Origin of the sequence: Cellvibrio sp. (assembly GCF_046347455.1) — a bacterium.
Taxonomy (GTDB): domain Bacteria; phylum Pseudomonadota; class Gammaproteobacteria; order Pseudomonadales; family Cellvibrionaceae; genus Cellvibrio.
Genome location: NZ_JAXMGC010000001.1, coordinates 552,787 through 567,004, shown reverse-complemented (window position 1 = coordinate 567,004; position 14,218 = coordinate 552,787). Strand labels below are relative to the sequence as shown.

Below are 14,218 nucleotides of genomic sequence, written 5' to 3'. Positions count from 1 at the left end.
CATGAATTTAATTAAATCTATTGTGTTGTTAGTGTGTTTGCTGGCGAACACTACTTATGCGCAAGAGGTGAAAACCTTGATGCTTAAGTTAGAGGTTTCCGATACCACATATCGTCTGGTTGATGCCTGGCTAATACCTCGTGCTTTTCCTGCTACCGCAACTTTGCAAAAGCCAAGTGAAGGGGCGCTTAATTGGGATATTTCTTCCTCGTCAGGTGTAATTCTCGCAAAAGGTATTATTGCGGACCCACAAGTTATTCGCGCTCATTTTGCGGAAGCTGACAAGTTTTCACGCGGTCAGTCACGGTTGGAAAAGACTACCGTGGTTATTCGAGTTCCCTATAATAGCGAGATGCAAAAGCTCAGTATTGAACGAACCCCTATTATTTACCTGCCTTTATTAGAATCTTCGGGAACAACGAAGTCTCAGAAATTAACTCAGCGTAAACATGATTTTTTGATTACCCCAAGGGAAATTAAATAAATCACTCAAAGTTCAGGGACTTATCTTAAAGGTTAAGATGGAACTTTCAAGATGGTGCAACGTCTAGAGTCCGGTTAATAATATAGGGCTCGGTCGTATGGGATTTTTCCAATTACAAGGTAGTCATTTTTATTCTTCCTCAAAAGACCGATTAAGGATTCGCTCATCAATTGTGTTGGGCGTTATTCTGTTGTTGCATGCCTTAGTTATCGTGCTGGTATTTAATGATAGAGAAAGGCCGGAAAAGACCCGTCCTGAAAAAATTCTGCGTTTGATTAATGTGTTGTCGAAGCCTGAGGAAACAAACTCAGTGCTTCCAGAGCTCATTGTGAAGCCGCTCCAGCTGTCGCACTGGAATCCTCCCAATATTCAGATCGCTGAGCCGGTTATATCACCTTTGGATATTCAGATTAACGACTCGTCTTCTGAACTCCCCTCAAAAACGTCTGGGCAGTATGAGAATGTATTTGATCCAAAAATGCGGCAGAAATTATTGGACTCGCAAGGAGTAAATCGACCACGCGTGCAGGAAAAATCTAAAACATGGACGGCAATTGATGGCAGAACATTTATTGAGATGGGCGATGGGATGTGTATGGTATCTATGGCTAAAATGGATTCACGTGATCGCGCAAATAATTGGGGTTATACCACTTGCGGAAAAAACGACAGTGAAAAAGCTATGGATAGAGTTATGGCAGATTTTGAATCGCGTAAAGCCCCGCTTGGGAAACCGAAATCTAATCCCTAAATTTCGCGGTAATAGAAATAAAAAAGCCAGCTCAATGCTGGCTTTTGTATAAGTTTGATTGTTATGGATTAATCAAACTTCTTTGGACGAAAGCTTTTGCTTTTTTCGCTTCTCGGTTTTTCACCCAAACCTAACTTTCCGCGTGGCGCACCATCACGTGGTTTGTCTGAATAGCTACGTTTTTCACCGCGTGGCTTTTCATTGTATTCACGTGTGCGTGGACCGCGGTCGCCGAAGTCGCGGTCACGGCTGTTACCGCCGCCACCTTGATCAACACTGATTTCCAATGGACGATTGCGTACACGAACTTTTTTCAGTTGGCTCAATACATCGCCAGACAAACCTTTTGGTAAATCTACCGTTGAGAATTCATCGTGCAATTTAATGTGACCGATATTTGCGCTGGAAATACCTGCTTCATTGGCGATAGCGCCAACGATGTCACCGGGACGAGCTTCGTGGTTGCGACCTACTTCAATGCGGTAGCGAACCATGTTTTCATCATTGTGTTCACGGCGTGGACGATCTTCACGTGAGCGCTCGCGGCCACCGTCACGACCACCACGATCGCGCGAGCCACGGTCTTCACGACCACCACGATCATTACGGTCACCACGGTCGCGAGATTCGCGCTCTGGTTTTACATCGGTAAATTTAACTTGCAGTGGGCGCTCTTTTTGCAACAGATAAGCCAATGCAGACGCAATGTCTTCTGGAGACACATCATTTTTGTGGCTGTATTCGGCCAGCAAATCATTGAAGAAACTTAAATCAGTTTGCTCAGCAAATGTGTTGGTAATTTGTTGTGTGAATTGATCAATACGGTGTTTGGTTACAGTGGCGCCGCTTGGCAATTCCATTAAAGTAATGGGTTTGCGAGTCGCTTTTTCGATGGTGTAAAGCAAACGCTTTTCACGCGGAGCAACAAATAGAATTGCCTTACCGCTACGACCCGCACGACCAGTACGACCAATACGGTGAACGTAAGCTTCGCTGTCGTAAGGAATGTCGTAGTTGACTACGTGGCTTACACGTTCAACGTCAATGCCACGCGCAGCAACGTCAGTGGCGATAACTATATCCAATGAACCGCTTTTTAAACGCTCAATGGTGCGCTCGCGCAATTGTTGGTTCATGTCGCCGTTCAAGGCAGCAGCCGAGAAACCACGTGCTTCCAATTTTTCGGCGAGTTCAACGGTTGCAGTTTTAGTGCGCACGAAAATAATCATGCCGTCGAAAGGTTCAACTTCAAGAATACGGGTCAGTGCATCCAATTTATTGGTGCCGCTAACCATCCAGTAAACCTGTTCAATATTGTCGCCGGTGGATTGAGTGCTGGCGAGTTTAATTTCTTTGGCATCGCGTAAATAGTTATCGCACACTTTGCGAATTTCGCGCGGCATGGTTGCAGAGAACAATGCGGTTTGGCGAGTCTCAGGAGTATGTTCCAAAATCCATTCAACGTCATCGATAAAGCCCATGCGCAACATTTCGTCGGCTTCGTCGAGCACCAGGCTTTTCAAATTATTTAAATTCAAACTGCCGCGACGCAAGTGATCCATTACGCGACCAGGTGTGCCGACTACGACGTGCACACCGCGTTTCAATTGGCGCAATTGACTAGTCATATCCTGACCGCCGTAAATCGGTAATACGTGGAAGCCGGGAATTTCGGCGGCGTATTTTTGGAAAGCTTCTGCTACTTGAATTGCAAGTTCGCGAGTTGGTGCCAACACGAGGATTTGTGGGTCAGCTTGTTTTACATCTAATTTTGACAGCAGTGGCAATGCGAAAGCTGCGGTCTTACCTGTACCGGTTTGCGCCATGCCGAGAATGTCGCCACCGTTGAGCAGCACAGGAATAGCGGCTGCTTGAATCGGGGAGGGTACTTCGTAGCCAACATTTTGAATGGCTTTGAGTACGGGCTCGGAGAGGGCTAAATCGGTAAACAGAATTTGGTCAGTCATTTTTAAACCTTTGGGTTGATCACAAAAAGTTCGATTGAAAAACAATAAAGCAAAGCCGTCGCTGACATTCAGTAAAGCGCGTCAGTTAAGGATTCGTTTTTGTTTTTATTGATCGAATAAATAAATTTGCTGCGTGAAAGCGCAGCTCATGTGGGAGCGATGATCGGGTCGCTATGGGTGAGAAAGTAAAAATTTTCCCACAAAAGAAATTAGCAACAGCGTTGCTGAAGCAATATAAGGCGATTAAATCAACGGATTCCCGCGTGCCCTAACCAAAAAATAATTGGCTAACTGGAGCACAGTGCAATTGAAAACATCGTGTTTTCTAAAATTGCGCACTTTATAGCAGGCTGAAAATTTGAACTTCATGTTGTTGATCGGTTTTGGAAACCGATATTTGGGCAGCCCTCAGGCATCCTGCCTGCTCAGCATATCCCCACAACATAAACTCAAAAAGGAGGGGCGTTACTGAAAGTGCGCGCAGTATAGGGATTTGCGACCCATAAAGCCAGCAAAATAGCGCTTGGTTCACATTTTAGGCGTTGGCTTTGCGAGTAGGGAGTCGAGGGCGTTGGCAAAAGCTTGCTTGTCGCGGTCGTTGTAAGGCGGCGGCCCATCATGTACAACGCCGCTGGAACGCATGGTTTCCATAAAATCGCGCATGTTCAAACGCGCGCCGATAGAATCTTTGGTATAGCGCTCACCGCGCGGATTAATCACGGCGGCACCTTTAGCAATGGCTTCTGCAGCGAGGGGAATGTCGGCGGTAATGACGAGATCACCCGCAACGAGTTGTTGAACTATGTAATTATCTGCCACGTCAAACCCGCCCGCGACCTGAGCTGATTTTATCCACGGTGAAGCGGGAGCCGATAAAAACTGGTTGGCTACTAAGGTCATGGTGATTTGGCGCTTATGTGCAGCGCGATAAAGAATTTCTTTTACCGGCTTTGGGCAGGCGTCTGCATCGACCCAAATCTGCATGGCGTTCGTCTCTTAAATGGTTTGGCGCGATTATACATTTTGCTATAGCCATGGGTTAGACTCTTGGGCAAACTGATTAAGGAAGGTGTTTTTATGACAGAGCGGAAAATTTCCACCACGGTGTTGGCCAGAATATTAAACAAAAAAAATAACGACCTGTTTACGCTTTTGGCGCGCGCGGGTTGGATCGTATTTCAGGAAAGCCAGTGGACGCTCACGGAAAAAGGGCGATTTGAAGGTGGAACCTATATCAACCATCCTAAATTTGGGCCCTATATTGCCTGGCCTGAATCGATTCAACATCATCCGTTATTAGCACTCTTACCGCCGGCACCTTTAACGGCTACAGACCTTGGATCAAAATGGCATATACCCGCGCGGTTAATCAACCATCTTCTTGCTGAGCGCGGTTGGCTAAAAAAACATATTCGCGGTTGGATGTTAAGTGCGCGCGGAAAGGCGCTGGGCGGTGAGCAGCATTTTAGCGAACAGTCTGGGGTGCCTTACGTGACCTGGCCAGAAACGATTTTGGACAATTCCCTTTTCAACGAATCCATTGCACAAATTACAGGGGCAGCTTTTCCATCTTCCGGTAACCAACCGATCGAAGCATTGAGCGGCCAACTGATGAGTTCTGCGGAGGCATTAATTGTTGAAAACTGGTTGTATCTGGCCGGCGTGAACCACGCTTGTAATTACCCGCTAGCTCTCGGTGGTGACACAGTGACGGTCGATTTTTTTATTCCGGACGTGCAAGTGTGTATCGATCTTTGGGGTGCAAAAGATAATGCCGCAGCTTTAGCAAATAAGTTGGCGAAGCAAGAGTTCTATGAGAAACACGCTTACGACTTTATTGAAATTCACGATGAAAACATCAGCCAAATTGATGAGCTTTTAGCAAAACGATTGTTGAGTTTTGGTTTGGCAATTTATTAATGCAAAGGTCATTTTCAACCTGCGAGTGAAATGACCGAGATAAAGATTAGGAGAAAATAATGGCAAGTGTATTTACATTAATTATGGAAGGAAAAATCCCAGGGCACTTTGTTTATGAGGATGAGAAAGCCGTTGCTATATTAACCATACAGCCTATCCGCGAAGGCCATGTGTTAGTTATCCCTCGCGAAGAAATCGACCAATGGAGTGACCTCCCTGTTGGTTTGGCCGCGCATCTCATGATTGTTAGCCACAAAATTGCGAATGCCATGAAAGGTATTTTCCCGTGCACACGGATTGGCCTGATGATTGCGGGTTTGGAAGTTCCGCACACGCATATTCATTTAGTCCCGATTGATTCCATGGACGATTTGAATTTCGCATTTGCTAAAAATGCGGATCAAGATGCTTTGAAAAATACCGCCGCAAAAATTCGCGCTGCATTCGCTTAGGGTTGAAAAAAAGCCCGCGTAAAAGCGGGCTTATAAATTATTTTTCCAAACTAAAGGCATCTCGTATTTTCCAATCTGGATTTTTCTGGTCATCGCGTTCAATCCAAAGTGGGCGATTGTCTTTGTGATCATTGATAACCCAGCGCTGCGGCACTTGGTCTGTTCCAATCATGTAGCCATGCAGTGTGCCTTGGCTATCAATACGAAAGCGCAAAAAGCCTTTGTATCCTTGGTGTGCAATGGCAGAAAAGGCGTTGTTGGCGAGCCGACCAACGCGTGCCATTAATGTGAAGTAAATACCGAAAAGTAAACCTCCCACCACTACACCGCCACCAAAAATGAACCAACCTTTTAAATAAGGCCCCCAGTGGTACGCACTGCCAATCCAAAACAGGGTTGCTGCCGCGAGAATATGTAAAACGCTATAGATCACGCTAAAGAAAAAGGCATAGCCTCCATCTTCCTTTGCAATAGCACCGCATAGGCAGAGTAAGACAGCATGAATCAAAAAGGCGAGGGGGCTGAAAAATAGTGCCTTGAACCACAGGCCTAAAAAAGCCAGTAGATGCAAGTCGCCAATTTCGCTGGCGTGAATAAAACCATCAGCTTCAAACGAATGGGTGAAGACGAAACTGTTGCAATAGACCGCAAGAAAGTAGAGCAGGCCCAATAAGATGGGAAACATAAAGTTTCCGCCCAGCAAGCCTTTTTTGAGTTCCCCTAGCCGCTGCCAAGTGCGCTGAAATACACTGCCTTTTACTTCATCCGCGAATAGCCCAAAAATGGAGGTGGGCTTAAATAGTGCAACCAAATTCCACCAGGACAACCCCTTACTCGTTTTTCTACTTGGGTAACTCTTCTGGTGGTTATACCGGCGTTGGTTTTGCGTTTCTTTGCCTGCCTGAATGCCCACGCAAACGCGTTCGCTAATATCGGGAGTCATAGCGTTCTCATCGTCAATACGATCTAATACCTTTGTTGCGGTAACGCGTTTGGCATGTGTGGGATGCAAGAAAGCCCCGCCAGATCCGCAGGTTACGAGCATGTCCTCATAATCCAGTTGAGCTCCGGTGGTGGCAGATTCGCGTACGTAATGATGTAAATCCCCCGCGAGCCGCATACGGATTTTGATCCCTGCATTGAGAAGGGCGGCTTCCAGTCTTTGGTAGCGGCGTGGGTAACCTTCACCGGCGCCATCACCCAGCGGCCGCGTCCAGTAGGGTTCGGGGTAAAGCAGTATTAGGTTGTGACCTGCCTGAATTTTCTGATCCGAAGTATCGCCGACTTCCGCGATCAGGTGTAGAAAGGACTCATATTGCGTGCGGTCAAGGTCGCCAACCAAAGCGAAATCCAACCCGAAAATCCACCAGTTGTGGGGCAGACGGGTGGCGAAATAGCTGCGATTTTGCGGGGTGTGCGCCTGTAGGAAATGGTTGTCGTAGTCACCGATAAAGTGACGGTTAAAGCTGGAGATGTTGTCAAACCAATCATGGTTTTGCGGAATAGAAACAACATGCAGCTTGTTATCGGCCTTAGCCCCGCTAGCGACACGCGGTTTAGCTGCCTCCCACATTTCGATAAACCGGTATTGATATTCCTCGTTGCTCGCGCCGGGATATGCCAAGTCGCCGCCCAAGACCAAAAGATTGCTGGCGGGCAACTGGTTTGAGATTTCCGGGGCGACGACCCCGTCATCTATTCCTACGGGCAGTTTCGGGGTTTGCATCGCCCGCGCGACCGTGTAACTGGAATTGCCGCCATCGCCGCTATCGGAAATGAAATCCCACCAGTAATCACCGCCTTCGTAGTCTTTAGCTTGATCAATGACCTTAAATTCACCGGTGAACAATTCCCTGCGGTCAAAGTTACGGATGAAATCGCCCGTAGCCACCATTTCCCGTGCTGAGCGAAACAAGACAAAAGGGTGATACCAAGCCACCGGCCAACGCATATGCGGGGGTTCGTGTTTACCAAATTTGTAGTCGGCCACTGTTGTTCTCCTTGGGTGGTGGGCGTGCTTTGTAGACTTTGGCGAAGTGTAGCACCAGCGGTGCAAATTATGGCGCCCCGATTATTTGGTTTTCGGAGTTCCAAAAAGTGCCAAGCTTTTGACTTTCTATGTTTCAGTTTTTTTAAGCTTTTGAATTTAAAGAAAAAAATCTATTGGCATTGCCTTTGCAAAACCTCCCTTGAGAATTCATTCAGGCGTTAATTGTTTGACGCCACCACAAAGTGAGGGTTGGCCCATGCCGGGCATGCTGACTATCCAAACGATAAACACACCTTTGAAGCTGGTGCCATTGGAGATGATTGAGTCATCACCCAAAGCACAAGATAAAGCGCTGGATAAAGGTCAGGATTTAAAAAGCGCGTTTGATCTCTTTAACGAGATGTCGCAGCAGCTCACCGATTCATATTTTATGTTGGAGAATCGTGTCGCTGAGCTTAACCAAGAGCTTAGTGCGGTTGCCGACCAACGCATGCAAGAGTTGGCTGAGAAAGAAAAGATCGCCAACCGTTTGGAGAACCTGCTCAATTTTCTACCCGGCGGTGTAGTGGTACTGGATTGTTCAGGTCGCATTTCTGAATGTAACCCCGCCGCTATTGATTTGCTGGGCGAACCTTTGCGTGGCGAGTTATGGCGCGACGTAATTGTACGTTCCTTTGCTCCGCGTCAGGACGATGGCCACGAAGTGTCTCTGCGCGATGGTCGTCGTATTAGCATTTCTACTCGCAACCAAGGTGAAGACGGTCAAATTATTTTGTTGACCGATCAAACCGAAACGCGCCGTTTGCAAAGCCAATTGAGTCGCCACGAACGTTTGTCTGCGCTTGGAAAAATGATGAGCGCTTTAGCCCACCAAATCCGCACGCCTTTATCTGCTGCAATGTTGTATGCAGGACATTTGTGCAACAGCAAGTTGGATGAAGAAAAGCGTCACCAATTTTCAGAAAAAATTTGCAATCGTTTAAACAATATCGAACGCCAAGTGCAAGACATGCTGATTTTCGCCAAAGGCGAGTTACCCTTAAAAGATGTAGTCAGTGTGACTGAATTGCAGCAAGCCTTAACCGAGGCCATGGAAGTTCCGTTGATGACGACAGAATCCACTTGCGTTTGGCAAAACGACTGTGGCGAACAAGTTATTCAATGTAATCGAGAAGCCTTGATCGGCGCGTTGCTCAATCTCGTTAACAATGCCATTCAAGCGGTAGAACGAAAGGCAAAATTGCGCATTACCTTTACATCCACCCAACCTAAAAATGCGGACGAAGAACCGCTGTTAATGATTGCGGTGTGCGATGCAGGCCCCGGAATCGCGCCGGAATTATTACCTAATTTAGGCGATTTGTTTGTTACCACAAAAGCGCAAGGTACTGGCCTTGGCTTGGCGGTGGTGAAGGCTGTGGCGCGGGCGCATCACGGCAATTTCAGTTTGCAATCAACGGTAGGGCATGGCACTTGCGCCAGCCTCTTTATGCCCTTTGCGGATCTTTAATTTTCGCGCTCAATAATTTTTGTTAATCGGTAGGAGAAATACACATGGCACTTTCAGCATTGGCGATGAATTCATCATCCGATTACGGCAACAGTGAAATTAAAATTTTGGTAGTTGAGGATGATGCTAATTTGCGCGAGGCGCTAAGCGATACTTTGCAATTGGCGGACTACTCCGTGATTGCGGCACGCAGTGCCGAAGATGCTTTGAAAAAATTAGCAGAGCACGACGATCTGCGCATGATTATTTCTGACGTGAACATGGGTGCAATGAGCGGTCACGATTTGCTGCGTGAAGTTAAGGCGAATTATCCACATATTCCCATGATGCTGATTACTGCTTACGCGAGTATTAGCCAATCTGTTGACGCGATTAAAAACGGTGCAGTGGATTATTTGGTTAAACCATTCGCGCCGAATATTTTAGTGGAAACCATTGCGCGTCATTTAGGCGTGGCGCAACTTCAAGGCGATGAACCTATTGCGCAAGCACCGTCCAGCCGCCAGCTTTTGCAATTAGCGCAACGCGTCGCAAAATCAGAATCTACAGTATTAATCGTTGGGGAATCCGGTACGGGTAAAGAAGTTTTAGCGCGTTATATTCACAACCATTCACCCCGTGCAAACCAGCCTTTTATTGCCATCAATTGCGCGGCTATTCCAGAAAATATGTTGGAAGCCATGTTGTTCGGCCACGAAAAAGGTGCCTACACCGGCGCTCATTCAAGTGCTCCCGGAAAATTTGAACAAGCAAATGGCGGCACATTGTTGCTAGATGAAATTTCCGAAATGGATATTGGGTTGCAAGCAAAATTATTACGTGTATTGCAAGAGCGAGAAGTAGAACGTTTGGGTGGCCGTAAAACCATCAAGCTCGATGTAAGAGTTATTGCAACGTCTAACCGCGACATGCGCGAGCAAGTGGTAGCAGGTAAATTTCGTGAAGACTTGTATTACCGTTTAAGCGTTTTGCCATTGCAATGGGCTCCTCTGCGCGATCGTTTGGAAGACATAGTGCCGCTCGCACAAAAAATTCTGCAAAAGCACGCGCAAAAGCAAAATCGCCACGGTGTGAGTTTGACCTTGGCTGCGCAGCAAACGCTGTTAACTTATTCGTGGCCGGGCAATGTGCGCGAGCTGGATAACATTATGCAGCGCGCGTTAATTCTTCAGGTCGGCAGCGCTATTGATGCGGTCGATTTAGGTTTAGACGCGGGCAACATTTATAGTCAAAAACCCAATTTAGTGGAGGCGGCTATGCACTACCAAACTAACCATTTGCAACCCGTTCACGCGGCGCGTGAATTTGCGCGGGATCTAGCAGTTCCACAGCATAACGCGGAAAATATTGCGCTGATTAGCCCAACCCCATACGCACCTAACCCTGCATTGGGAACAGATTTAAAGCAGCGTGAATACGAAATTATTATGGAAACCTTGCGCAAAGAAGGTGGCAGCCGGAAAAACACGGCGGAGCGATTGGGGATAAGTGCCCGTACTTTGCGTTACAAAATGGCTCGTTTGCGTGAAGAGGGGTTTGAAATTACCGAGTAAAAGCCATTACCAAAAGTCGCTTGAGCCGTTGGGTGGTCTGAATATGCCTTGAGGTAAGGTTTAATCCTACATAAATTGGATTAATTCGTCTCCTTGAGCTATAAAGAATATCCAATAATAATTTACAGCGACTTACGAGTCCTCTATGGCCTGGCTTCGCTCAACCCGAATCAATCGCTTATCGAAATGCATGCTCATTTTATGCGCATGCATTTTGAAATCATTTAGCGCATATGCAGACCCGCTGCGCGTAACGATTAGCGGAAGCCCCAATACCGATAAATCAGTTCCCGCCTATTTTTACGAACAAATACTTAAGGTTGCCTTGGAAAAAACGCGCGCAACCGATGGCGACTTCATAATTGCGTACAATGTGCACGGCGGTGGTATAGCGCGAGATCGCGCCATGGTTATTGCAGACGCGGGTATCGATGTTATGTGGGGTTCTGCAACCAAAGAGCGTCAAGAGCAAATGCGTTTGGTGCCGATTGATCTGCTTAAAAACCTCAACAACTACAGGGTGTTGTTGATTCACAAAGATTCAAAGAATGATTTTGCGCAAGTCAAAACCTTGGAGGATCTAAAAAAATTTACCGTAGGTTCGGGTGAACATTGGACAGACGGCATTATCTTTAAAGATAACGGTTTCAACGTATCCTTCACCTCGAGTTATTGGGGGTTATACAAAATGCTTGCGGCGCACAGATTCCAATTTATATCCCGCGGCGTACATGAAATAAGTTTTGATGTCGCTACTTTTACAGATCTGGGTTTAGTTCAAGAAGAAACACTGCTACTAAAATACGATGTGCCGGTTCATTACTCGTTTTTTGTCAACAAAAATAACCTCGCCCTAGCTGATCGTTTGGAGCGCGGCTTAAAGCTGGCGCAGTTCGATGGCACCTTTGATCGGCTATTTTATGAAATGCCTAGCTTTAAAGAGGGCGACGCGATTTTAAAAAATTCGCGCCGAACCCTTATTGAAATCAAAAATACTAAAGTGGATTAATCACTCGTTTAGTTAAAGTCAAATTCGGAAATTTCCCGCTGTAAACGCTGTTCCTCCATTTTTATCTCCAGCTTTCGTCTGCATTCCATATTGTATTTGATCCGCGAGTTCTTGCTTTTAGCGTTTAAGGCCTGCCTTAAAAATGCGGCCATGGCGTGTTCAATCACATCTGATTCGTAGTGCTGCATTGATTCTTTCATCGCTCGTCCTCGTCGTGTTTCAGCAAATGGAACGCTAAAAAGCTACGAAGGCGGCGTTACATCTTGATGAATAACCTAAGTCATTTTTGTGAAACAGGTGGTTTGTTTTTAACCAAGAGGACATGCTTTGCCGCGCGGCAATTTTTGGCCTGCTTTGTGCAATATCGTCTGTAACAATTCAGCGTGCCAAATTATTGTCGCTGGCAGTACTTACAAACGTTAAGCAGAGTTTCGGAGAAATCCCATGACAGATCGCGTCGATATCAACCGTCTTCTTGGTGAAATGCGTACCCTCAAATCACAAACTCAGGTATTCCAGCGTCCGCAAATTAACGGCGACATGGGAATTAACCGTGGGCTTAACAATTTACAAATGGATACCCAAAACAAGGTTCCAAGCTTTGGCGATTTAATGACCAAAGCAATCAATAACGTAAATGAGGTTCAACAAAAATCCAGCGCCATGGCAACTGCCTACGAGAAAGGCGTCGACGGTGTTGATATCACCGATGTAATGATTGCCTCGCAAAAAGCGTCTGTGTCTTTTCAAGCCATGGTGCAAGTCCGTAACAAATTAGTTGAAGCCTATAAAGACGTCATGAGCATGCCTATTTAAGGCAAGTTAACGCGAATCACTCCATTAAAAAGTGTTGAAGAAAGGTTTTTGATATGGCCACCGCAGCAGACGCAAATCTCCCCGCAAAAACGAAAGGCCGCGCAGGCGATTTGGCAGAAGGCTTTAGCAGCCTGAATTTATTTCGCCAAATTGGTTTAATGATCGCGCTGGCAGCGAGCGTTGCAATAGGTTTCGCGGTGGTACTTTGGACACAAGGTGATGATTATCGTCCGTTGATGGGACGTATGGATAATTTGGACGCGGCAAGCGTTACTCAAATTCTCGATCAAAACAGAATCAAATATAAGCTCGACACCAATACCGGTGCGATTTTAGTGGCAGCAGATTCCATCCATGTAGCTCGTATGAAAATCGCTGAAGTCGGTTTGCCAGGAAGCGCAACACCCGGCTTTGAATTGATGGACAAAGAGCAACCATTGGGCACCAGTCAATTTGTTGAGAGCACTCGTTACCAGCGCAGTATAGAAGGTGAATTGGCGCGTACCATTACCAGCATTAGCAGTATTCGCAGTGCGCGCGTGCATCTGGCCTTGCCGAAAAAAACGGTTTTTGTACGTGATGCGTCTAAACCTACAGCGTCGGTTTTTGTAGAAGTTTTCGCCGGCCGTACAGTGGAACCTGCTCAAGTAAAAGCCATTATGAATTTGGTGGCTTCGAGCGTGCCTGATTTAAAAATGGCTGACGTAACCGTTGTTGATCAACACGGCGATTTACTATCCACTGGCGAAGATAGCCAGGATTTAATGCTCGCTACCAAACAACACCAATATTCAAAAACAGTAGAAGACTCTTTAATCAAACGTATCACAGGAATTCTAGAGCCTGTTGTTGGCAACGGAAAATTCCGTACGCAAGTGAGTGCAGACATAGATTTCACCGCAGTTGAACAAGCTGCTGAAACCTTTAATCCTGATTTACCTGCTGTGCGCAGCGAGCAAAAATTAATTGAATCAAAAGCAGGCGGTGCGGATGCTGCCGGTATTCCAGGTGCATTGACCAATCAACCGCCCGCTACCGGCCAAGCGCCTGAGCAAGCAACACCGCAAGAAGGTCAAGCGGCGGCGCCCAAAACAGCGACGAATAATCGTGAGCAATCCACACGTAATTTTGAGCTTGATCGAACTGTCAGTTATACCAAACACCAACAAGGTACTCTTAAACGTCTAACCGTTGCGGTAGTGGTGGATGATAAAATAATCAAAAATGAAGACGGCACAGAAACTCATCAACCTTGGACGGCAAACGAACTCGAACGCTTGGCTATACTGGTAAGAGATTCCGTGGGCTACTCCGCTGTGCGCGGTGATAGCGTCAACGTATTGAACGCGCCATTTACTGCGGGTGTTGAAGTCCCCGAAACAGAATTACCCGCAGTACCTTGGTGGGAAAAATGGTTGATGCCACATATTAAATCCATTGCCAGTGTCATCATTATTTTGGCGTTAATTTTCGGTTTGCTTCGCCCTGTGTTTAAAAGTTTGGCGCGCAACGGCGGCAGCATTGCTGAGCAAGAAGAAGCTCGCCAGTTAGCCGCACTTGAAGCCGCAGGCTTGGGTGGCATGGAAGGTGTTTCAGATGAAACCGTTACACTTTCCGGCGGCAGCGCGCTCTTACTAGGCGGACCAGAACAAGGTTACGAACAGCAACTTAATGCGATCAAAGGTTTGATTGCCGATGACCCGGGCCGAGTGGCGCAAGTGGTAAAAAAATGGGTCAACCAAGGCGAATAGCAGATCAATCATTAA

Annotated in this window: 13 protein-coding genes; 9 read left to right on the top strand and 4 right to left on the bottom strand. The window is 46.6% G+C overall.

The features are described from left to right. Position 1: 1 nt before the first annotated feature. Both U1F02_RS02575 and U1F02_RS02570 read left to right on the top strand, forming a co-directional pair. On the top strand, positions 2–484 hold the full coding sequence (locus tag U1F02_RS02575; RefSeq protein ID WP_409988784.1) for a hypothetical protein: 483 nt from the start codon (positions 2–4) through the stop codon (positions 482–484). A 97-nt stretch (positions 485–581) separates the two neighbouring features. Continuing rightward, a complete protein-coding gene (locus tag U1F02_RS02570; RefSeq protein WP_409988783.1) occupies positions 582–1,235 on the top strand; it encodes a hypothetical protein in 654 nt (217 codons plus the stop codon). Positions 1,236–1,303: 68 nt separating this feature from the next. On the opposite strand, the gene U1F02_RS02565 is transcribed toward U1F02_RS02570, so the two are convergent. Then, the gene (locus tag U1F02_RS02565) at positions 1,304–3,202 is read right to left on the bottom strand and encodes a DEAD/DEAH box helicase (protein ID WP_409988782.1); all 1,899 of its coding nucleotides are present in this window, start codon (positions 3,200–3,202) and stop codon (positions 1,304–1,306) included. 528 nt (positions 3,203–3,730) lie between these two features. Further along, on the bottom strand, positions 3,731–4,186 hold the full coding sequence (locus U1F02_RS02560; RefSeq protein ID WP_409988781.1) for a YaiI/YqxD family protein: 456 nt from the start codon (positions 4,184–4,186) through the stop codon (positions 3,731–3,733). A gap of 93 nt (positions 4,187–4,279) precedes the next feature. Between U1F02_RS02560 and U1F02_RS02555 the strand changes: the two genes are divergently transcribed. Together U1F02_RS02555 and U1F02_RS02550 are read left to right on the top strand one after the other, a co-directional pair. Then, complete coding sequence (locus U1F02_RS02555) at positions 4,280–5,122, top strand: 4-alpha-glucanotransferase (protein WP_409988780.1); 843 nt, start codon at positions 4,280–4,282, stop codon at positions 5,120–5,122. 59 nt (positions 5,123–5,181) lie between these two features. Next, on the top strand, positions 5,182–5,574 hold the full coding sequence (locus tag U1F02_RS02550) for an HIT family protein (protein WP_409988779.1): 393 nt from the start codon (positions 5,182–5,184) through the stop codon (positions 5,572–5,574). Between the two features lie 37 nt (positions 5,575–5,611). Here the strand turns inward: U1F02_RS02550 and U1F02_RS02545 are convergent, their stop codons facing one another. Beyond that, complete coding sequence (locus tag U1F02_RS02545) at positions 5,612–7,564, bottom strand: hypothetical protein (protein WP_409988778.1); 1,953 nt, start codon at positions 7,562–7,564, stop codon at positions 5,612–5,614. Positions 7,565–7,790: 226 nt separating this feature from the next. On the opposite strand from U1F02_RS02545, the gene U1F02_RS02540 reads away from it, so the two are divergent. The 3 genes from U1F02_RS02540 to U1F02_RS02530 all read left to right on the top strand — a co-directional run bounded on the left by U1F02_RS02540 (position 7,791) and on the right by U1F02_RS02530 (position 11,636). Next, complete coding sequence (locus U1F02_RS02540) at positions 7,791–9,074, top strand: sensor histidine kinase (protein ID WP_409988777.1); 1,284 nt, start codon at positions 7,791–7,793, stop codon at positions 9,072–9,074. A gap of 44 nt (positions 9,075–9,118) precedes the next feature. Continuing rightward, positions 9,119–10,627 (top strand): sigma-54-dependent transcriptional regulator, encoded by a 1,509-nt coding sequence (locus U1F02_RS02535; protein WP_409988776.1) that lies wholly within the window; start codon positions 9,119–9,121, stop codon positions 10,625–10,627. A gap of 214 nt (positions 10,628–10,841) precedes the next feature. Continuing rightward, complete coding sequence (locus U1F02_RS02530) at positions 10,842–11,636, top strand: hypothetical protein (RefSeq protein ID WP_409988775.1); 795 nt, start codon at positions 10,842–10,844, stop codon at positions 11,634–11,636. An 8-nt stretch (positions 11,637–11,644) separates the two neighbouring features. On the opposite strand, the gene U1F02_RS02525 is transcribed toward U1F02_RS02530, so the two are convergent. Then, positions 11,645–11,836 (bottom strand): PA3496 family putative envelope integrity protein, encoded by a 192-nt coding sequence (locus U1F02_RS02525; RefSeq protein ID WP_409988774.1) that lies wholly within the window; start codon positions 11,834–11,836, stop codon positions 11,645–11,647. A gap of 244 nt (positions 11,837–12,080) precedes the next feature. On the opposite strand from U1F02_RS02525, the gene fliE reads away from it, so the two are divergent. Further along, positions 12,081–12,452, top strand: coding sequence for a flagellar hook-basal body complex protein FliE (fliE, locus tag U1F02_RS02520; RefSeq protein ID WP_409988773.1), 372 nt, complete (start codon positions 12,081–12,083; stop codon positions 12,450–12,452). 53 nt (positions 12,453–12,505) lie between these two features. Further along, positions 12,506–14,203, top strand: coding sequence for a flagellar basal-body MS-ring/collar protein FliF (gene fliF, locus U1F02_RS02515; protein WP_409988772.1), 1,698 nt, complete (start codon positions 12,506–12,508; stop codon positions 14,201–14,203). Positions 14,204–14,218 lie beyond the last annotated feature (15 nt).